Here is a 19,554-nt window from a genome sequence, read left to right as displayed (position 1 = left end):
TGCCGCTAATTTAATATTCCCGATTTGTGATCAATGTAAATAATATCTCCGTATCATTTGGCGGAACCACCCTTTTTAGCGATGTAACCTTTTCCATAAACGAGAACGACAAAATCGCCCTTATGGGTAAAAATGGCGCAGGCAAGTCGACCATACTAAAAATAATTGCTGATGTAGCCAAGCCTACTTCAGGTAGCGTAACCGGTCCGAAAGAAGCTGTAATTGCCTATTTGCCACAGCATTTACTCACCCAGGATCATGTTACTGTTTTTGAGGAAACCATGAAAGCCTTTGCGGAGGTAAACCAGATGCAGAAAGAGCTTGATGAACTGAATGAACAGCTGACGATCCGTACTGATTACGAAAGTGATGATTACATGAAGCTGATCGAGCGCGTATCAGAATTAAGTGAGAAATTTTATTCAATTGAAGAAACTAATTACGACGCTGAAGTAGAAAAAGTATTAAAAGGTTTGGGTTTTGAACGTAAAGACTTTGGCCGCCAAACCGCTGAGTTTTCGGGTGGATGGCGTATGCGCATTGAGTTAGCCAAGATTTTATTGAAAAAACCTGATTTGATTCTATTGGATGAGCCTACCAACCACATGGATATCGAAAGTATTCAATGGCTGGAAGATTTCCTGATCAATTCGGCAAAAGCCGTTATGGTGATTTCACATGATCGTACTTTTGTAGATAACATCACCAACCGTACTATTGAAGTCACGATGGGAAGGATTTACGATTATAAAGCAAAATACAGCCATTATCTACAGCTGCGTGCTGATCGTCGTATCCATCAATTGAAGGCTTACGAAGAACAACAGCGTTTTATTGCTGATAACCAGGAATTTATTGACCGTTTTAGGGGAACTTATTCTAAAACATTACAAGTGCAATCTCGCGTGAAAATGCTTGAGAAACTGGAAATAATCGAAATTGATGAAGTAGATACATCGGCGTTAAGGCTAAAGTTTCCACCGTCTCCACGTTCGGGTCAGTATCCGGTAATGGTAGAGGAGCTTACCAAAACTTATGGAGATCATGTGGTTTTCGAAAAAGCATCTATGGTAATTGAGCGCGGAGAAAAAGTGGCATTTGTAGGTAAAAACGGTGAAGGTAAATCAACCATGATCAAAGCCATTATGGGGGAAATTGATTTTGAAGGTAGCTTAAAAGTGGGTCACAATGCTAAAATTGGTTATTTTGCGCAAAACCAGGCCGCTTTACTTGATGAGAACCTCACCGTGTTTGAAACCATTGATCAAATTCCATTGAGCGACGGATCCATTAAAATCAAGGACCTGTTAGGTGCCTTTATGTTCAGTGGCGATGATACCACCAAAAAAGTTAAAGTACTTTCTGGTGGTGAGAAAACGCGTTTAGCAATGATTAAACTGTTGTTAGAGCCTGTTAATGTATTGATACTGGATGAGCCTACCAACCATTTGGATATGAAAACCAAAGATATTATTAAAGACGCACTGAAGGATTTTGATGGTACTTTAATTTTGGTATCGCACGATCGCGATTTCCTTGACGGATTGGTGCAAAAAGTATTTGAATTTGGCAATAAACGTGTTCGTGAACATTTTGAAGATATCAAAGGATTTTTAGCCTATAAAAAAATGAATAGCCTGAAGGAAATTGAACAGAGTTAAATAATCCTAATCACTTTGAATTCGTCACATTGAGCTTAGCCTTTGTTTGGCTTATCGGGGTAGCTAAATGTTACTAATGCATTCAGATAAATTCTTTTTACTATTTGGTCCGATACTTCAGGAAACCGGCATTGTGGCATATTCTTCAAAAAAAAACGTCATTCCCGCGTGTGCGAGAATTTTAAAGCGCTTAGCTTAAGATTCCCAATCAAGTTGGAATGACGATTTATCCAAAGATAATATCTTCTTAATTTTATCTGTCAAAAAATGATTGCAATGTATTTAATATCAGTATGTTAGCTGTTTTTTAACATGCGTTTAACTTAAAGCGCAAGCGCAGCAATTTGTTCGTCAGCTGTTTCTACGCGCCTAACATCTGTTTTAACTGACACAAAACCATTTATGGTTAAATTAGGCGTTTTACCCATAACCAAAGCGTGGTGGTTAGTATTGCCTTTTAGTTTTAACGTACTGTTATCCAGAATTTCAGTATATAATCCCTCACTACTGGTATTAATATCTGCAATGGCATTGTCCTTAAGGATAACCTGGAGAAATTTCGTGCTGAGCTTCACTTCGGTTTTCAGTACTGCATTTTGGCTGGCCTCAATGCGGTAGATATCATTTACATAAATAATAAGTTTACACTTTTCTGTATCGGAGTTGGTAAGGCGCAATACCTCACCTTGTTGAATAACTTTTACAGTTCCTTTATTATCATCTGCATAAGATACACCAACTCTTGGTTGCTGAACCAACATCACTTCTATATTTCCATTTATCACAATCCTTCTGAAGTTTTGGATCTTAAGAAAAGTAGTTTTGCTTTTTTCTGCCGCACATAAATTATTTGGGTAGGTAGCTGTTAAAGTCATTGTTGTACATACCATAGCGATGAGCGATTTAATTGAAGTTTTCATTGTCTGTTTATTAAATTATATGTTAAACTTTTCGGTTAAGGTGGTCAATTCATGGAATCAATCTCCACCAGTATTATTCTGCGGCATACTTAACTAAGCTGATGCCAGAATAGAAATAACGCTTTAACAGCCATCTGAGGTGGTTTTTTGCTTATTCTTAGTTTAGGCCTGTTCATTTCCGGACAGTAAATGTGCGGCAGCGAACAGTGTACTTATGAAATCAACCGGCAAAAAAATACAATGAAAATTTGCAGCTAGCGTAGCAGATTAGCGGAATATAATTTGCGCTGGTACGGACCAGTCGTTTATCCATGTAGGTTTTGGGCTTTATTTAATTTTGATGGCTTTAACAAAGGCGCGTAGGAGAGGGAAGCATATTTGTACTTACTGATAAGGATGTTTAGCCCGAGGCTGGATGATCGAAATCAGGTCAATGCTATCAATTAATGCTCAATTGCAATATTGAAGGTTGGCGGTTCAAAGTGATCAAACAGAAGTGATCTGAGAATTATGCAAAGGTTTTCGTTGAAAATCATCGCAATGATGGAATTTAATATGTCCTACAGCTTTTGTGTCTTTTTTGAGCAAAATTATGGACAACGCCGTAAAAAAATCATTGATTAACTTCTTCAGGAAATTGTGAATAGACGAATTTATAATCTATCAGAATGGATTAACGATAAAAGCATAAAAAAAGGTCTCGATTCTCATCGCGACCTTTCACTATATATACTATGAAAAATGCACCATTTTAAAGCGCTTCAGAAACCACCTCGGTAACTTCCGGCACCATTCTTTGCAATAAGTTCTGAATGCCTGATTTAAGTGTAATGGTAGAAGATGGACAACCACTGCAAGATCCACGTAATTCTACAGTTACTACACCTTCATCAAAAGATTTGTATGTAATGGCACCACCATCCTGTTCAACAGCAGGGCGTACATAATCGTGTAAAATCTGTTGAATTTTAATTTCAGTTTCTGTACCTTCAAATGTCGGCGTTTCTTCTGCAGCTGCTTCTTTAATTTTTAATTCAGATTCTACAGCACCTTTAACAAATTCTTTTAAGATCGCCTCAATATCTGCCCATTCTGCATCATCTGTTTTGGTGATGGTAACAAAATTACTGGCGAAAAAGACGCCAGAAACAAAGTTGAACTTAAACAACTCTTTAGCAAAAGGCGAATGTTCAGCACTCTCTTTAGTCGCAAAATCCTCACTGCCGTTTATTAACAGTTTGTTTACCATAAATTTCATGGTAGCCGGATTCGGAGTCTGTTCTGTATATACGTTAATCGTCATGTCTTATCTATTTGAATAAACAAAATTAACAATTACTCCTAAATAAAACCTTTATCGGCTGTCTGCTTAACGTCAATTTAATTTAACTAAAAAACGCCGGTATAATTAAAAGGAGATATGGTTCTTAATTGTGCTTTTATATCTTCTGCAACATTTAAACCTTCAATAAATTCGGCAATACTTGCCGCATTGATTTTAGCATTTGTTCTGGTTAATTCTTTCAGGGCTTCGTAAGGGTTAGGATAGTTTTCTCTTCTTAAAACAGTTTGAATAGCCTCTGCCACAACTGCCCAGTTTTCATCTAAATCTGCATGTAAAGCCATTTCGTTTAACAAAATCTTATTTAATCCACGCAAAGTAGCTTGAATGGCAATTAATGTATGTCCGAAAGGAACGCCAATATTCCTCAAAACAGTAGAGTCTGTTAAATCTCTTTGCAAGCGTGAAATCGGTAGTTTGGCAGCAAAGAATTCGAAAAGTGCGTTTGCAATCCCAGCGTTTCCTTCTGCGTTTTCAAAATCAATCGGGTTAACCTTATGTGGCATTGCTGATGAACCGATCTCTCCGGCTTTGATCTTCTGTTTGAAATAGTTTTTTGAAATATAAGTCCAGACATCTCTGTCCAAATCGATAATAATGTTATTGATTCGTTTCAAGGCATCACATTGTGCGGCAAACTGATCATAGTGCTCAATCTGCGTAGTGTGTTGTGCACGTGATAAACCTAATGTCTCATTCACGAATTGGTTTGAAAAATCAACCCAGTTTACTTGAGGGTAGGCAATGTGGTGTGCATTGAAATTGCCGGTTGCCCCACCGAATTTGGCACTATTAGGGATACTTTTTAAACTATCTACCTGGATGGTCAAACGCTCAGCAAAAACCAAAAACTCTTTTCCTAATTTAGTAGGTGAGGCTGGCTGACCGTGTGTATGCGCCAACATCGGAATATCTTTCCATTCTGTTGCCAGTGCAGTTATTTTTTCGATTAAAGCATCAATAGCCGGATAATAACACTCATTTAAGGCCAGTTTGATGGAATAGGGAATAGCAGTATTATTGATATCCTGAGAGGTTAAACCAAAATGGATAAACTCTTTATAGTTTTGAAGAGATAAAGCATCAAATTTATTTTTGATAAAATATTCTACTGCTTTAACGTCATGATTGGTTACTTTTTCAGTTTCCTTAATTTCTAAAGCGTCAGCTTCTGAAAAATTTTCATGGATTTTGCGTAATTCAACATAAAGATTTCTATCAAAATTCTCCAAGCCAGGCAAGTTGATTTCGCAAAGCGCGATAAAATATTCGATTTCTACAAAAACCCGGTATTTAATTAAGGCCTCTTCAGAAAAGTAAGCGGCTAAACCTTCTGTAGTTTTTCTGTAACGGCCATCAACAGGTGAAATAGCTTGTAGTGATGTTAAATTCATTATGCGGATTATATTTTTGCCGCAAATTTACTACAATTGATGGATTTTAAGGCCTTGATCGCTAAAATAAAAAGAGGTTGTGTTGTAAGCTGTAGCTCCAACCCTAACATATATCATGTTTAGCTTTGTTCATACTGAGCTTGACGAAGCATCAAAACTTCAAAACATGCTGAAAGGCTTCGACAAGCTCAGGGTGAAAATTTAATGCCAGCAACTACTTTTTAGTCGTGTCAGCTTTTACAGTGTCTTTAACGGTTGTATCTTTTACAGTTGTATCTTTAACTTTAGTATCTACAACTGTCGAGTCAACTTTAGACGAATCTGTTCCGCCATCTTTTTTTTCTGATTTACAAGCTGCAACAGATAAGGATAAAGCTAATGCTAAAAAGCTCATTTTGAATACATTTTTCATTTTTTTGTCTGGTTTGGTTTTAAAAATTAATTAATTACAAGTTAATGCCGGAATATTCAAAAAGTAACCCGGTTTATTAATAAAAAAAGGTCTCAATTTTAATAATTGAGACCTTTTATTTCAGTTAATTGATGGAAATTAGTGTTTTACTTCGGTTTTTTCGGTTGTGGCCTTAACAGAAGTATCTTTTACGGTAGAATCTTTTACTACTGTGTCAACTTTAGTTGTGTCTGTAACAATTGTCGACGAATCTGTAACTGTTGTATCAGCGCCATCCGCTTTTTTACCCGACTCGCCACAAGCAGCTACAGTTAGTGATAAAGCCATGGCTAAAAAGCCTAATTTGAATGCATTTTTCATCTTGGTATATGTTTTAGGGTTAATATATACCATTAATACTAAAAATTTAAAAAGGTAACCGATATTTGACGTGGAAAAATAAAAAAGCCCTTGAAAAATGAATTTCAAAGGCTTTTTTTATGAGTAAGTTAGACTAGTGTTTAACTTCAGTTTTTTCTGTAGTAGTTTTTACAGTTGTATCTTTTACTGTAGAATCTTTAACTGTAGTATCTTTAGCTGTAGTATCAGTGATTACAGTTGAAGAATCAGTAGCTGTAGTATCAGCACCTTCTGCTTTTTTCTCTGAGTTACAAGCAACAACTGATAAAGATAAAGCTAAAGCTAAGAAGCCTAATTTGAATGCATTTTTCATTTTGAATATTTTTTAAGTAATTAATTTACCTGTTAATACCGAAGATTTAAAAAGGTAACCCAAAAAAATAAAAAAAAAGTAAAAAAAATAAAAAAGCGCCTTAAAGTTGACTTCAAGGCGCTTTTTTATATGATAAAGTTAGACTAGTGTTTAACTTCAGTTTTTTCTGTAGTAGTTTTTACAGTTGTATCTTTTACTGTAGAATCTTTTACTGAAGTATCTTTTGCAGTAGTATCAGTTACGATAGTAGAAGAATCAGTTAAAGTAGTATCAGCACCTTCAGCTTTTTTCTCTGAGTTACAAGCAACAACTGATAAAGATAAAGCTAAAGCTAAAAAGCCTAATTTGAATGCATTTTTCATTTTTGAATTTTTTTAGTAATTAATTTCTTGTTAATGCCGCAAAGGTAAAAAGGTAACCCGAAAATTTACAGAAAAGTTAAAATATTTTTTTAGCCAGAATTTGGGTTACCGTTTGCCTGATGTTTGTATTAAGCAATTATAGTGGCTATAAATATTTTTTTGTCTAATATTGGGTTACTATTTACAGAAAAATGTATTAACTAGTGAATAACAGTTTAAAGGGTTCAGTTCCAACAGATAGAGAGGTTATTTTAGGTATCCTAAATAACTCAGAAGATATACTTAACAAGTTATATAAAGCGTATTATGCAATGGTTTTGCAGTTTATTCTGAATAACAACGGTGATGAAGATGATGCAAAAGATGTATACCAGGAAGGTATAATAATCTTATATAACAAAATTAAGACTGGTAATTTTGAGCTGAGCAGCAAATTGAAAACATATATTTATTCAGTTTGCAGGCGTATCTGGTTAAAAAAACTTAGTCTGAATAGTAAAAAAACCGGAAGTATTACTGATTATGAGGATGTTTTTGCTGTAGAGGAAGATGTAGAAAACCATGAAGAGAAAGATGCTTCATTTATGAAAATGCAATCAGCACTTAATCATCTGGGCGAACCTTGTAAAACCATTATTCAGGATTTTTATATCCACAATTTATCCATGCAGGATATCTGCGAAAAATTCGGTTACACCAATGCCGATAATGCAAAAACGCAGAAATACAAATGCCTGCAGCGGTTAAAGAAAATATTTTTTCAACCATAATTTGAAATGAGAAACGATTTGGAGTTAGATGCAATTATTGAAGATTATCTGTTAGGTAAACTTAATGCACAGGAAATGGAAGCTTTTGAAAAGTTACGTCTTAGCGATGCTACAGTAGATCATAAAGTGGTTTCGCATAAGTTCTTTTTAGCTTCTATGGATACATTTGCAGAACAGTTGCGTTTAAAAGAACAGTTAAATCATATCCATTCAGAAATTGATGTGGAAGGTTTGGCCGCTACACTGAGGCCGCATCCCTCACGCGTGGTTCAACTATGGCGGAAACATAAATCTGCCATTGCAGTTGCCGCATCTTTTGTTGTACTTTCTCTGGTTTCCATTTACTCCATTCAGCATAGTACTCAACAGGCCGAGCGCTACAGGCAGTTAAGTAACCGGGTAAATAATGCCATTAAAACACAAAATAGCTTAATCAGAAATATCAAGCACAGCAGCGCAACTGCGGATAAACCAAATAGTCAAAATAGTTTTGGCGGTACTGGCTTTGCCATTTCTACAAATGGTTACATTTTAACCAACCTGCATATTATTAATGGTGCCGATTCTTTATATGTACAAAACAGTAAAGGAGAGTCATTTAAAGTAAAATCTGTTTACACAGATCCTCAAAATGATATTGCCATTCTTAAAATAAGCGACAAACATTTCAGTAACTTATCTTCTATTCCATATACCATCAAAAGAAATACCAGTAACATTGGTGAAATTGTTTACACCTTAGGTTATCCGAAAGATGATGCCGTACTTGGCGAAGGTTACGTAAGTTCTAAAAATGGTTTTGTAGGGGATACCACCCAATATCAGGTAGCCATTTCGGTTAATCCGGGTAATAGTGGGGGGCCGGTTTTGGATAATAACGGAAATTTGGTCGGTATCATAAGCGGCAAGCCAGATCAGACAGAAGGTGCAGCCTTTGCCATAAAATCAAAATATATCCTGGAGGCCATGAGGGCTATCCCTCAGGATTCGCTGGGCACAAATAAACTTTCAGCCAATAAAAAAAGCTTGCTTTCTGGTTTAAAACGTACCAAGCAGATTGAAAAAATACAAGATTATGTATTTATGATCAAAGCATATTAAGACAATACCCCAAACAAATTAATACTTTTAGGCCCTGTAGATTATTTCTTCAGGGCTTTTTGTTGGATTTGTAATTTGGAAGTCTAAAATTAATATAAAATCTATGTATTTACTATGGTATTGTTTAGATTTGTGTTAGTCAAAAATTAAATTAATAAGATCATGAGTATAAGATTAGGCGATACCGCACCAAATTTTAAAGCCGATACCTCTATTGGCGAAATAGATTTTTACGAGTATTTAGGCGATAGCTGGGGCGTACTGTTTTCACATCCTGCTGATTATACACCGGTTTGCACTACTGAATTAGGTAGAACGGCTGCATTGAAAGATGAGTTTGAAAAAAGAAATGTTAAAGTTTTAGCCCTGAGTGTAGATTCTGCCGATTCGCATAAAGGATGGATAAATGATATCAACGAAACTCAAAATACCTCTGTAGAGTTTCCAATTATCGCCGATCCGGATAAAACTGTTGCCAATCTATATGACATGATCCACCCGAATGCTTCTGAAACATTAACGGTAAGGTCATTGTTCGTCATCAGTCCCGATAAGAAAGTAAAATTAATCATTACTTATCCGGCATCAACCGGACGTAATTTTAATGAAGTATTGCGTGTAATTGATTCTTTGCAGCTTACCGCAAATTACAGCGTGGCTACTCCGGCTGATTGGAAAGATGGGGAAGACGTAATTGTGGTAAACAGCATTAAAACAGAAGATATTCCGGCTAAATTTCCGAAAGGACACCAGGTTATTAAACCTTATTTACGTACAACACCTCAGCCAAATAAATAATTTATTTTCTAAACGCAACATTCTTGTTGAACAGGCCAAAATGACTTGTGTTATATGAGTAAGTTATTATATTTGATAGTTTTGTTTCAATATTAATGCTTTAAACTGGTTGTTTTATTTGAATTAATACGCAATTGTTTAAATTAAATGCTGATCAAGGCGTAAAAGGTTTATTTATTTATACAATTTTTATTTTTTTTATGGCAACCGGAAGAGTTAAATGGTTTAATACGGAAAAAGGCTTTGGATTTATTGTGCAAGAAGACAATAAAGACTTATTTGTGCATTTTAAAGATGTTTTAGGCGGAATTGAAAGTTTGAAAGAAAACGACAAAGTAGAATTTGAAGTAGCCGAAGGCAGAAAAGGTTTACAGGCTGTAAATGTGAAAAAAGTTTAAACAAGATAACAGATTTATCCAGACTACAAAAAGCTTTTCAGGAGAAAGGCTTTTTGTGTTTATAACCTGTTGTCACGTCGAGCTCACTCAAAAATAGCACAAAATAGAGAAACCATAAGTTGTAATGATTACACGCAGGTGGGCCTGGTGAATAGATAATTTAACGTGAGTCGTGCGGCTTTATTTAGTTGGGAGCCCCTGCTGGGTTAACTATAAGTGGACAAGTTGATGATCCTGAATTTAATCCATTAAGTCATCCCGGTTCAGGTTGACAGCTGCTGTAAATCGGAGGAGAGTCAGGAATGCCTCATTGATACCGAATAATACTGAATCACACAGGCAAACTATTTTGCGGTGGTAAATTCGATCAGATATGGTTTAAGTGGTATTCCATTCTCATTGCGGAAACCGCTCCCTACAATTAGCTGGTATTTGTGATTGGGTTTTAAAACGACATCAAATGAAGCAGAATATCCGTCAGCAGAAAAGCCTTTAAATTCTTTTATCTTTAATATATGTGTTTCTCCCAGCGGTCCAAGTTCAAAATTCCGGTGCCGTTTATCCATTTTATCAGCAAATTTGATCGTAATCTGGGATAAACCAGAATCAACTTTTTTGCTTCCGTTTTTAAACTCTTTAATGCCCGCAACAGTCGGCCTGCTTTTATCGTATTGCCGGTAAAATTTTGATACCGGTTTTTCAAAATAACCAGAGCGATCAACAAAATGATGTAAAGCCGATGGATTATTGTAATCGAGCCTAATCATTTCACTTATGGCCAGATTTTTATCTTTAGCATTTTGATAATATTTTTTGCAGATTTCATATCCTACATAATAGCCCAGATCGCGCATTTTGAATTCATTATCGGAATTGCTGTATAACCAGAATCCACTATCTTCAAAAAACATTTGTTTGGCAAATACGCTTCTTATTTTTTCAAAATTCTGTGATCCAAACTGAATAGCTGGCGTTGTTGATGGTTTACCGGTAACCGTAACTGCCAAAAATTCTGCTACGCCTTCAATAACGCATTGAGAAAGGAGATTATAGCCAATAGTGCTCTTCTGCTGGGTATGTACATATTCATGCACATTTAAGAATACGGTTGAGCGGATCGGGTTGCTGCTAAAAAAAGTTTTTAGGTGTGATAGCGCTTTCGGGAATTCAGAAGATACAGTATGTGCATCAGCGAGCGCAAGTTCGCTTCCTATTAAAACGTTCCCATCCAATGTTGTCCCGTTGGTACGTAGGGCCCCAATAGTAAAATAAATACGGGCAGGTTTAAGCTTTTTGTAAATCCCGGCCAATTTATCAATTTCTTTGGCGATACTGTCTGCAAATTCATCTGCGCGTTGGGTATTAGCCCTTACTGAATGCCAGAATAGTGGATAATTGTGGATCGCATCAACATAAGATTTAGCAGTATATCCTCTTGCTTTCATAATAGACTTCAGGCCATCAGTACCGCGTTTAATAAACAGATCATTAATGTAGCCTACCTGTAAAGTGCTATCGCTGGTCTCCTTAATCTTATCATAAGCTGTCCAAAAATTTTTAATGTCAGAGGTGATGATTCGTTGATGTATGTCCTGGCTATTTGCTTTTAAAAACAACAATGATAGCAGTAATAATAATATAGATGGTCTCAAATGATCTAACATTTTAATAATACAATAAAAGTTTGAAATAAACATAAGCAACTATAAGTAAACGGTAGCAACCGGTATTAAGTTAAAAACTATGGCAGATCATTTATAACATTTAATAAAGATGAATAGTTAATGATAAAAGTCTTTGCTGGTTACCTTTCCCTTGCGTTTCCAAAATCTACAATTTGTTTTTCTTTAGGTAATTCATTATGGTGCACCTCATCGAAACCATTTTGGTAGCCCAGCTGGTAATGGTCAATGATGTAAGGAATACCTTCACCATCAAGGAGCTTTGCAGAAGTAGTCACCTCAAAGTGCAGATGTGGCTCGCGCGCATCTCCGGAATTACCGATGTTGCCCAATAATTGACCTTTGCGTACACGATCGCCCTTTTTAACATGCAAGCTGCCTGGCTGCATGTGCATATAGTGGGCATAGTGTCCGTCGCCAAGATCAATTACGATATTGTTACCGGGCAGTTTTTCAAAGGTGAGTGGCACTGCCGGGTGGAAGGCTTTTCCATGACCCGGAATGTTATCAGGTAATCCATCTGTAGCAGAGATGATTGTGCCATCGGCCACTGCAAAGATTTTTTCTCCGTAACAGAAATACGAACGTACACTTGCCGCATCACCAGAAAAAGATACGCTGTCTTTGACCTTTTTCCAGTCAATGGCGAAACGCCTTGAATTTATGGTGTGTCCGCTAAGAATGATGTTCCCCCGTCGGTGATGATTATCAATACTGTTGCCAGGGCCATCGGCTGCAATCCAATCCGAACCCGATACAGGAGGTTTAAGCGTTTGGATTTTAGTAGTATGTGTGTTTATTGCCGCTCCATCTAAAGAGTCAGCTGAGGTAATGATCCGGTGTACGATATTATTGGGAAATCCTGTCTTGTTAGTCGTTTTTGCCTCTATGTATACGACCGCACTGTGCCCGGCTTCAATATTTAAGGCGTCTTTTAGATTGTTGTTGCCCAAAATTTTCACCATAGTTTTGAGTTCAAGCGAATCAAAAGATAGGAGTGGGGTGTTGCCGCTCCGGTCTCCGTTAAGCAGTTCCATCCTTTTTAAATGAATGGGTGAAGCACCGAAGTTTGTGAGATAAAGCTCATAGATCAGATAAAAATTTGATCCGTTTGGAAAAGCAGTAGGGCCAAATGGTACACGCATTTCCAATTGAAGCGGAAATGAAAACGGTTTCGATTTGTTCTTCGCTGGTACATCCTGTGCAGTTGAACGACTCAAAAAAACAAAGCAGAATAGCAAAATTAAATAGGATAAACGTAGGCCTTTACTTTTCATTCGATAAATATTTTCCTGTTAGATGTAACTAAACGTGTCGCGGTTACACTTTTAAGATAAATGATTTTAATATTAACCTGAACTCGATAATTATTTAATTAAAATACTGCCTTATAAACGACCCATCCCTGGCCGATTCGTCATGCTGAACTTGTTTTACAAGTAGAAATAATATTTTCAATGGCCTTGTAGCTACTCCGTGGTCAGCATCTTTTTAGCAGGAAAGACCCTGAAATGAATTCAGTTTGACGGCCTCTTAATCAAATAACCGATATAAGCTAACGAGAGACAATATTAATAATCAAACTCAGGTTATTAAGTGATTTCTTATTAAAATCATTTATGTTTTAATTATTGTTTTTTCCTGAAGGCGGTTCCTATCACTTTGCCATACTCCAGCATTTCGAGTTTTATCTCCTGGTCAGGTAATTGCGTAAACCTAAGCATGCCATCTGCGCCACCTTGCCTGATGCCCTGAAATTCGTTCTCAGCAATGGGGAAAAAACGCATATCCCATTTAATCCGGTTGGTGTTATGGACCAGGTGGCCATCTAAGTAAGTAATCAGCTGTTCTTCCCCATCATCCTTGCTGATGTAAGTCCCCTCATATTGTGCGATCTGCGGGGCTGATAAGGTGATTTTTTTAGGATATTCTATCTCGATTTTGCGATTATCCAAAATCTGGTTAATGGTCTCAAAGGGGTAAGCACCCATTTTAAAATTCTGGAGGGTAATAATGGTTCTGTCTTTACCTGCCTTATGATAAATAAAAGAAGCATAACCATCCCAGCTACCTGTATGGCCAAATGAAAGGTTGTTTTTCCCTCCGGAAAGTTCAAGTCCGAAACCATAAGGGATGTTTTTTCCTTTTGAGGTTTTTGTCACCTCAGTCATCAGTTCAAATTCGCTGGGAGTAAGAAAGGTATTTGATTTTAATGCATTCAACCATTTATACAGGTCGAGGATAGTAGAATTGACTTTGGCGCTACCTACAATGCCATCCAGGTAATACACTACACTATCTCCGTAATCCGGGTTTTCGGACGTAATTTTATCAAATGACTTGCGCTTCCAAACATAGCCGGTAGCATAATTCTTTATCTTTTTAGGATTTTGTCTTCTGTTATATACGAATGTAGATTTCATCTTTAGTGGCCTGAAAATGTTGTCCCTCAGGTAATCGGCGTAAGTTTTGCCAGAAATGCGTTCAATGATGCTGGCCATAAGCGCATAGTTGGTATTATTGTACCGGTGCATGCTGCCTGGTTTAAAACTCAAAGTATCTTTCCGGGCTGCATAGAATCCGATCAGATCTTTATTGGAGGCAATTTTGCTGTGGTCCCATCCTTTGGCCATGTCTCCAATATATTCAGGAAGGCCACTGGTATGCCTAAGCAGATCATATATTGTAACATTTTGCCATCTGCCCAGTTCGGGAATGTATTTGGTCACCGGATCATCATATTCCAGCAGGCCTTGCCGGTGCAGCAGTACAATGGCTGTAGCCGTAAACTGTTTTGAGCAAGATCCCAGTTCGTAAATGGTATTTTCATTTGTTTGATACCTGGATAAAGTATCGCGAAAACCATAACCTTTTGCCAGCAATATCTTACCTTTCTCGGCTATTAATACAGAGCCGTTAAACTGATTTTGATTGTACATGAAGGTAAACACGCTATCGAGCTTGTCACGAAAAGTCTTCTGGGCAAAAATGTTGGTGTAGGTAAGCAATAGCAGAGCAATAATTCCGGTTTTATTCATAGATGTTAAGGTATTTAAGAATAAGACACCAGATTTATAGGCGCGTTGCATCTCAGCATGAATTTTTACATTCCTGTATCAGCCAATCAATCAGGTATTCAAACTTGTTTATTTAGTTAGTCAATGACGGCTGTGGGATAACGGAGGTTTCCCGCAGCTTTTTTTATTAAAAAGGTTATCATTATTACTTCCATCAGATCAAACCGATTATTTCGTTTCTTGCAGATTTAAATATAATGTTGAACCAGATTTTACCGCTATTTTTGTAATTTGTAGTCATGATCACCGATCACTTTGCAGATGCAACTAATTTTTTAGCTTTTGTCTCGTCACTTTCCCCTCTCGAAAGCGAAGCAAACGAAAGTATGCGATCAAAACTTTATCAAAAGAAATATCGTAAAGGAGAGCTGATCCTCGAAACCGGAACGGTATGTAAGCGGATCTGTTTTATAGACAGCGGCTTGGTTAAAACTTTCTTTTATACCGATACCCGGGAATTTATTATGCGCTTTTTCGCAGAAGGAAGTATGTTTACGGTTCTTGACAGTTTTTTAGCTCAACGGCCTTCTGCCTATGCTGTACAAGCGCTTGAAGATACCGAGATTACCTGTCTCAATTACGATGACCTGGAAATGCTTTGCAAGCGGTATCATTCCATGGAAACCTTTTACCGGAAACTTCTCGCAATTGCTGCGGTAAATATGATGGAAAGAATTGGCGGTACCCTTGAAGAAAAAGCTCAGATCGCTTACCATAAATTTCTTCAAGCACACGGATCACTTTTGCAACGCATCAGTCTGGCCGATCTGGCTTCTTATCTCGGTATTACACAGGTATCGTTAAGCAGAATCAGGGCTATGAAATAGTTTTTATCATATGATAAATGCAGGGGCGTGACAGGGTTGTACTTTCGGGTTAAAATTCATCTATTATGAAAAATCCGTTATCATCTTCCCGAAAGTTAAGCTTTATGGCAGCCTGTACTTTTACGGTTGTAGCACCCATTATAGGATACCTTGCTATCGGGCTTCCGCCTGTTATCATTGTAGGAGGCTCAGCACTTATTGGCCTGTGCTGCTGGTATTTTACCTACCTGAAAAAGCCGGTAGAACCCAACATTATTCTACCGCTTTTTATCCTTACCGTTGCTGCTTTACAGATTCACATTGTTGAGGAATACCTCATGGGCTTTGCGCCGGCCATGAGCAGGCTATTTGGTATTCCGTGGAGCGAAAGGAGTTTTTTGATGGTGTTTGCGCTAATCGGTCCGGTTATTTATACGCTTACTTCACTTGGGCTGTATTATAAAGTACCGATTGCCGGATTTGTAGCCTGGTTTATATTTATCGGTCCGGGTGTAGCAGAATTTACCCATTTTATTTTTCCGCTGATTGCCCCTGAATTGCTTCCAAATGATCCGCATTCATTGACAGCATCAATTAAAGGTACCACAATCCCGATGATGTCCAATTTTTATGTTAAAACCACGGGGCAGTATTACTTTCCGGGCATGTGGACCGCAATTCTTCCGATGATTCCGGGTTGCCTGGCCATTTACCGTTTACTGATCAGGAAAACGCAATGATTTAAAATCAGCAATATCCGAGACTTCCCGGTTAGGCTCAAAAGTAGCTGAAACTGGTTTTGGAAATTGGATACATTATCGCTTTCTTATTTAGATTTAAACTTCATCCTCCCAGATAACGTGTGCAATTTTCCATTCGCCTGCCTCTTTCATAAAATGAAAGAACTTATGCCCGCGGCCCTCAAAATAAACGCCGTTTAGCATTCCTTGTTTACGGTATTTTGAATACCGCTGTGCGATATTTCCGATAATCCTGGTTTCTTCATCTGTTTCGAATTCTGTGAATTGTTGTAATGTACCATCTGTTAATATTTTTCTTCTTGGCTCAATAAAAGATTCCAGCCCGTAAACATCTGCATGGATAGCAGATTTTCTGATGATGCTTGCAGAAGTAGTGCATAGCTGATAAACCGGTTCAAAATCAGGTTCATTCAAAGTATTATCAAATAGTTTAAAAAACGAACGGGTAATTTTACCGATCTGTATCTCATCTGTGCTTAAAGCATATTGCAACATCGTTTTTCCTGCAATGTCCACCTGGCGCTCATAGTTAAATTTCAATTTTTCCAGTAGCTTTACTGAGCGGCTGTTTCGAACTGTTGTAATGGCCAGTATTTTATTTGTCAGAATCGAATCCGGAAGCATATCGAGTACGGCGCTTGTAGCTTCATAGGCATATCCGACTCCTGTATGGCCCGGTAAAAAAGCAAAACCAATATCATAATATTCCAGATCGTCTCTTTTAATAAGTGTGATAATTCCCAGCGGCAGATCATTTGCCTTCAGTTTAACTATCCAATATTTGACTGAGGGATTAGCTATGATCTTTTCAACATAGGCCAGCGCATCTTCATCTGTCTTTATCTTCCTGTCGCCAATAAATTCCAGCCAGCCTGCAGAATTAACCAGCTGAAAGATAAACGAATGGTCATGTGTCTCCAGTTCACGCAATATCAGCCTGTCTGTTAAAATTTCTTTTTTGATCATGATAAGTCTCTTAATATAAATATAGGTTATTAATTTTTAATCAATTATAAATAACAGGCTGTGGGTTTAAGCAACCTGGAATTTACGCATATTATTCATTTTACTGAACTATTTCTGTCCGACGCTGTTGTTATTTAAACTAAAATCATTGTTATGGCAGACCCTAAAGAAAAGAAATTGCAACCACAGGAGGAAAATGTGGAGCAGCAGGATAAAACCGACCAGGATTCAAACTGGAACGAACACCAGCGTGTTGATGAAGAAGGAAATGAACTAGAACCTGATGATATTAAATAAGACTTTTATGAAGAAGATATTGATGGTATTAACATCACATAGCGGGATGGAAAATACTGATGGAAAAACAGGTGTTTGGTTGGGTGAGTTTACAGGTCCCTATTATGAGTTTATAGATGCAGGTTATCAGGTAACTTTAGCCAGTCCGAAAGGAGGGAGGCCTCCTGTAGATCCTATGAGTGAATTAACTGAACATGTAACCGGCGCTAACCGTAGGTACAATGACGATGAGGCAGCGAAAGCGGCCTTTTCACACACCCAGGTTTTAGATCAGATCAGGTCTAATGATTACGATGCGGTTTTCTATCCCGGTGGCCATGGTCCAATATGGGATCTTGCAAAAGACAATAACAGCGGAATTTTAATCCTGGATTTCCTGGATGCTGGTAAACCGGTCGCTGCAGTATGTCATGGACCAGCGGCATTGATCAGTGCTGAAGTGCAACGTCCGGGTTTTTTAAAGGGAAAAATCATCTCTGCTTTCAGTAATGCCGAGGAAACTTTGGTGGGCCGAAGTGGTAATGTACCCTATCTGCTTCAAACCAGGCTGGAAGAGTTCGGTGCAGCGGTAAAAACAGCGCTTGTGCCATTTTTATCCCATGTGGAAAAGGATGGTTTACTCATTACCGGTCAAAATCCCTTGTCAGCTGGTCCGGTGGCGAAGGCACTTATCGATATGTTAAATCAGACCGAAAAGGCGAATAATTAGTTGAATTATATCAGTTTATATTCTGCGTAACATGCAGTCCGAACCGTTAATAAGGTTAGGTTCGCTTTCGGCTTAATCTGATTAGGTTAATAACACCGCTATCTGATGATGGCGGTGTTAACATCATCATTTTAAATGGGGTAACACCGAGACATCCTGCATTTTCACTCCCTTTTATTTCAAATGTTTTCATCATTTCCAAAAATCTGTATGAGTTTACGGATAGATTCTTTGCCGGGTGAAGCAAAATCCTTAATGCCTTCTACGGTCTCCCCGCAGATAGGCAAAGCTCTTGCAAACATCGATTTTTCATAAGCCATTAATGCGTCTTCAATATTTTGATACGCGCCGTTGGTCAGGCAATCGCTGAGGTCAAGCGCATCCAGCATCGCCAGATTCACACCCTCGCCGTTTGGCGGCATCAGATGAGCGGCATCTCCCAAAACCGTAATGTTTGGTCTGGTTTGCCAACGTAGTGTTAACGGATGATAATGGAGTGGACGGTAAGTGAAGTGTGTACAGGCGCTAAACATTGTATGAAATGCCGGATGCCAGCCATCATAAAAATTATCGAGATAATCACATACTTCCCTCGGAATACGGAAATCTATACCACTAATTTTTTCCCAGTTTTCCGGGTACATAGACGCTGCATAGAAGGTCAGGCCGCCGTCGCCCCTTGGCTGTACCATCAGCATCTTTCCCTGTCCTGCTGCCATAAGGCTTCCATTGTTGATCATGGAGTACAGTTCAGAACAAGCTGTTCGGGGGGCATCAATCTCTCCCTGAATGATGCTGGCGCCCGAATACACTGAATGGATATCTGTTAGGTATTCCCTGACGCCGGAGCGATGCCCGTCACAGCCGATAACCAGATCCGAGCTGGCATGAGTGGCATTTTTGAATTGCATTTCCCATCGCCCGTCCCTGAGAGACAGGTGAATCAGCTGACTGTCCCAAACCATCGTACCCGGTAGTAACGAATCGATCAGGATATCCCTAAGGGCACCCCTGTCAATTTCGGGACGAAAATGTTCGTCGCCGAACGTATATCGGCCACTTTGAAAATAATCATCTACTAATACATTCGCATTTTCATCTACTAACCTGAAGCTGTCTGCCCCGCGCATATATCGGGCCTTAAATGCATCCATCAGTCCCGCTGCTTCAAGCACTTTCAGTCCTGAATGATAGTGCAGGTCCACAATTGCACCCTGTACGCGTGCCTTTTGATTAAGATCTCTTTCATACACTTTCACGCGAGCACCTTTAAGCTGTAATAATCGCGCAAGGGCGAGTCCGCCAGGTCCTCCACCAACAATTGCGATATCGAGTCCGTTTATCAAATTTATTTTTTTTAAAGTTTCCATATGGCTTGTTTAACAG

The 19,554-nt window shown here is 38.2% G+C and carries 21 protein-coding genes; 9 read left to right on the top strand and 12 right to left on the bottom strand.

Annotated features, from left to right (window positions below):
* Positions 1 to 26: 26 nt before the first annotated feature.
* On the top strand, positions 27 to 1,661 hold the full coding sequence (locus tag DV942_RS03180; RefSeq protein ID WP_145855230.1) for an ABC-F family ATP-binding cassette domain-containing protein: 1,635 nt from the start codon (positions 27 to 29) through the stop codon (positions 1,659 to 1,661).
* A gap of 323 nt (positions 1,662 to 1,984) precedes the next feature.
* Here the strand turns inward: DV942_RS03180 and DV942_RS03175 are convergent, their stop codons facing one another.
* From DV942_RS03175 to DV942_RS03145, 7 genes are all read right to left on the bottom strand, one after another.
* A complete protein-coding gene (locus tag DV942_RS03175; protein WP_145855228.1) occupies positions 1,985 to 2,581 on the bottom strand; it encodes a GIN domain-containing protein in 597 nt (198 codons plus the stop codon).
* 751 nt (positions 2,582 to 3,332) lie between these two features.
* Positions 3,333 to 3,884 carry a NifU family protein gene (locus DV942_RS03170; RefSeq protein WP_090985525.1) on the bottom strand — a complete coding sequence of 184 codons (552 nt, stop codon included), beginning with the start codon at positions 3,882 to 3,884 and terminating at the stop codon, positions 3,333 to 3,335.
* Positions 3,885 to 3,970: 86 nt separating this feature from the next.
* Entirely contained in the window at positions 3,971 to 5,317 is a 1,347-nt protein-coding gene (purB, locus tag DV942_RS03165; protein WP_145855226.1) for an adenylosuccinate lyase, read from the bottom strand.
* A gap of 214 nt (positions 5,318 to 5,531) precedes the next feature.
* Positions 5,532 to 5,729, bottom strand: coding sequence for a hypothetical protein (locus DV942_RS03160; RefSeq protein ID WP_145855223.1), 198 nt, complete (start codon positions 5,727 to 5,729; stop codon positions 5,532 to 5,534).
* A gap of 138 nt (positions 5,730 to 5,867) precedes the next feature.
* Positions 5,868 to 6,089, bottom strand: a complete 222-nt coding sequence (locus DV942_RS03155; RefSeq protein ID WP_090985668.1) for a hypothetical protein — start codon at positions 6,087 to 6,089, stop codon at positions 5,868 to 5,870.
* 133 nt (positions 6,090 to 6,222) lie between these two features.
* Positions 6,223 to 6,441, bottom strand: coding sequence for a hypothetical protein (locus tag DV942_RS03150; RefSeq protein ID WP_121283151.1), 219 nt, complete (start codon positions 6,439 to 6,441; stop codon positions 6,223 to 6,225).
* A 143-nt stretch (positions 6,442 to 6,584) separates the two neighbouring features.
* Positions 6,585 to 6,803, bottom strand: coding sequence for a hypothetical protein (locus DV942_RS03145; RefSeq protein ID WP_090985534.1), 219 nt, complete (start codon positions 6,801 to 6,803; stop codon positions 6,585 to 6,587).
* A gap of 203 nt (positions 6,804 to 7,006) precedes the next feature.
* On the opposite strand from DV942_RS03145, the gene DV942_RS03140 reads away from it, so the two are divergent.
* The 4 genes from DV942_RS03140 (at position 7,007) to DV942_RS03125 (ending at position 9,870) form a co-directional block, all read left to right on the top strand.
* Positions 7,007 to 7,573: an RNA polymerase sigma factor gene (locus tag DV942_RS03140; RefSeq protein WP_090985536.1), complete on the top strand. Its 567-nt coding sequence runs from the start codon at positions 7,007 to 7,009 to the stop codon at positions 7,571 to 7,573.
* A gap of 6 nt (positions 7,574 to 7,579) precedes the next feature.
* Positions 7,580 to 8,674 (top strand): S1C family serine protease, encoded by a 1,095-nt coding sequence (locus DV942_RS03135; protein WP_145855221.1) that lies wholly within the window; start codon positions 7,580 to 7,582, stop codon positions 8,672 to 8,674.
* A gap of 162 nt (positions 8,675 to 8,836) precedes the next feature.
* Positions 8,837 to 9,472: a peroxiredoxin gene (locus DV942_RS03130; RefSeq protein WP_090985540.1), complete on the top strand. Its 636-nt coding sequence runs from the start codon at positions 8,837 to 8,839 to the stop codon at positions 9,470 to 9,472.
* A gap of 200 nt (positions 9,473 to 9,672) precedes the next feature.
* Positions 9,673 to 9,870, top strand: coding sequence for a cold-shock protein (locus tag DV942_RS03125; protein ID WP_090985541.1), 198 nt, complete (start codon positions 9,673 to 9,675; stop codon positions 9,868 to 9,870).
* A gap of 344 nt (positions 9,871 to 10,214) precedes the next feature.
* Here DV942_RS03125 and DV942_RS03120 read toward each other — a convergent pair whose 3' ends face one another.
* From DV942_RS03120 to DV942_RS03110, 3 genes are all read right to left on the bottom strand, one after another.
* On the bottom strand, positions 10,215 to 11,522 hold the full coding sequence (locus DV942_RS03120) for a DUF2268 domain-containing putative Zn-dependent protease (protein WP_186462410.1): 1,308 nt from the start codon (positions 11,520 to 11,522) through the stop codon (positions 10,215 to 10,217).
* A gap of 152 nt (positions 11,523 to 11,674) precedes the next feature.
* Positions 11,675 to 12,829: a M23 family metallopeptidase gene (locus DV942_RS03115; protein ID WP_145855217.1), complete on the bottom strand. Its 1,155-nt coding sequence runs from the start codon at positions 12,827 to 12,829 to the stop codon at positions 11,675 to 11,677.
* A 351-nt stretch (positions 12,830 to 13,180) separates the two neighbouring features.
* Entirely contained in the window at positions 13,181 to 14,590 is a 1,410-nt protein-coding gene (locus DV942_RS03110; protein ID WP_145855215.1) for a serine hydrolase domain-containing protein, read from the bottom strand.
* 278 nt (positions 14,591 to 14,868) lie between these two features.
* Here DV942_RS03110 and DV942_RS03105 point away from each other — a divergent pair, with 278 nt between their 5' ends.
* Together DV942_RS03105 and DV942_RS03100 are read left to right on the top strand one after the other, a co-directional pair.
* Positions 14,869 to 15,456 carry a Crp/Fnr family transcriptional regulator gene (locus DV942_RS03105; protein WP_145855213.1) on the top strand — a complete coding sequence of 196 codons (588 nt, stop codon included), beginning with the start codon at positions 14,869 to 14,871 and terminating at the stop codon, positions 15,454 to 15,456.
* A gap of 65 nt (positions 15,457 to 15,521) precedes the next feature.
* Positions 15,522 to 16,175: a hypothetical protein gene (locus DV942_RS03100; RefSeq protein ID WP_145855211.1), complete on the top strand. Its 654-nt coding sequence runs from the start codon at positions 15,522 to 15,524 to the stop codon at positions 16,173 to 16,175.
* A 96-nt stretch (positions 16,176 to 16,271) separates the two neighbouring features.
* Here DV942_RS03100 and DV942_RS03095 read toward each other — a convergent pair whose 3' ends face one another.
* On the bottom strand, positions 16,272 to 17,162 hold the full coding sequence (locus DV942_RS03095) for a GNAT family N-acetyltransferase (protein ID WP_145855208.1): 891 nt from the start codon (positions 17,160 to 17,162) through the stop codon (positions 16,272 to 16,274).
* 153 nt (positions 17,163 to 17,315) lie between these two features.
* Here DV942_RS03095 and DV942_RS23395 point away from each other — a divergent pair, with 153 nt between their 5' ends.
* Together DV942_RS23395 and DV942_RS03090 are read left to right on the top strand one after the other, a co-directional pair.
* The gene (locus DV942_RS23395; protein WP_186462409.1) at positions 17,316 to 17,459 is read left to right on the top strand and encodes a hypothetical protein; all 144 of its coding nucleotides are present in this window, start codon (positions 17,316 to 17,318) and stop codon (positions 17,457 to 17,459) included.
* Positions 17,460 to 17,466: 7 nt separating this feature from the next.
* Positions 17,467 to 18,168 carry a type 1 glutamine amidotransferase domain-containing protein gene (locus DV942_RS03090; RefSeq protein WP_222431153.1) on the top strand — a complete coding sequence of 234 codons (702 nt, stop codon included), beginning with the start codon at positions 17,467 to 17,469 and terminating at the stop codon, positions 18,166 to 18,168.
* Positions 18,169 to 18,347: 179 nt separating this feature from the next.
* On the opposite strand, the gene DV942_RS03085 is transcribed toward DV942_RS03090, so the two are convergent.
* Positions 18,348 to 19,538, bottom strand: coding sequence for an FAD-dependent oxidoreductase (locus DV942_RS03085; RefSeq protein WP_145855206.1), 1,191 nt, complete (start codon positions 19,536 to 19,538; stop codon positions 18,348 to 18,350).
* Between the last annotated feature and the right edge of the window lie 16 nt (positions 19,539 to 19,554).

It is taken from the genome of Pedobacter suwonensis, assembly GCF_007833675.1.
Taxonomy (GTDB): Bacteria; Bacteroidota; Bacteroidia; order Sphingobacteriales; family Sphingobacteriaceae; genus Pedobacter; species Pedobacter suwonensis.
Note: the sequence above shows the minus strand (reverse complement) of the source record. Positions and strands in the feature narration are given on the sequence as shown.

Bases quoted from the DNA above. Each gene is read 5' to 3' on its own strand.
- DV942_RS03110 (WP_145855215.1), bottom strand. From the start codon at position 14,590: ATGAATAAAACCGGAATTATTGCTCTGCTATTGCTTACCTACACCAAC.
- DV942_RS03095 (WP_145855208.1), bottom strand. From the start codon at position 17,162: ATGATCAAAAAAGAAATTTTAACAGACAGGCTGATATTGCGTGAACTG.
- DV942_RS03175 (WP_145855228.1), bottom strand. From the start codon at position 2,581: ATGAAAACTTCAATTAAATCGCTCATCGCTATGGTATGTACAACAATG.
- DV942_RS03100 (WP_145855211.1), top strand. From the start codon at position 15,522: ATGAAAAATCCGTTATCATCTTCCCGAAAGTTAAGCTTTATGGCAGCC.
- DV942_RS03115 (WP_145855217.1), bottom strand. From the start codon at position 12,829: ATGAAAAGTAAAGGCCTACGTTTATCCTATTTAATTTTGCTATTCTGC.
- DV942_RS03090 (WP_222431153.1), top strand. From the start codon at position 17,467: ATGAAGAAGATATTGATGGTATTAACATCACATAGCGGGATGGAAAAT.
- DV942_RS03145 (WP_090985534.1), bottom strand. From the start codon at position 6,803: ATGAAAAATGCATTCAAATTAGGCTTTTTAGCTTTAGCTTTATCTTTA.
- DV942_RS03150 (WP_121283151.1), bottom strand. From the start codon at position 6,441: ATGAAAAATGCATTCAAATTAGGCTTCTTAGCTTTAGCTTTATCTTTA.
- DV942_RS03170 (WP_090985525.1), bottom strand. From the start codon at position 3,884: ATGACGATTAACGTATATACAGAACAGACTCCGAATCCGGCTACCATG.
- DV942_RS03155 (WP_090985668.1), bottom strand. From the start codon at position 6,089: ATGAAAAATGCATTCAAATTAGGCTTTTTAGCCATGGCTTTATCACTA.
- DV942_RS03105 (WP_145855213.1), top strand. From the start codon at position 14,869: ATGATCACCGATCACTTTGCAGATGCAACTAATTTTTTAGCTTTTGTC.
- DV942_RS03135 (WP_145855221.1), top strand. From the start codon at position 7,580: ATGAGAAACGATTTGGAGTTAGATGCAATTATTGAAGATTATCTGTTA.
- DV942_RS03125 (WP_090985541.1), top strand. From the start codon at position 9,673: ATGGCAACCGGAAGAGTTAAATGGTTTAATACGGAAAAAGGCTTTGGA.
- DV942_RS03130 (WP_090985540.1), top strand. From the start codon at position 8,837: ATGAGTATAAGATTAGGCGATACCGCACCAAATTTTAAAGCCGATACC.
- purB (WP_145855226.1), bottom strand. From the start codon at position 5,317: ATGAATTTAACATCACTACAAGCTATTTCACCTGTTGATGGCCGTTAC.
- DV942_RS03085 (WP_145855206.1), bottom strand. From the start codon at position 19,538: ATGGAAACTTTAAAAAAAATAAATTTGATAAACGGACTCGATATCGCA.
- DV942_RS23395 (WP_186462409.1), top strand. From the start codon at position 17,316: ATGGCAGACCCTAAAGAAAAGAAATTGCAACCACAGGAGGAAAATGTG.
- DV942_RS03160 (WP_145855223.1), bottom strand. From the start codon at position 5,729: ATGAAAAATGTATTCAAAATGAGCTTTTTAGCATTAGCTTTATCCTTA.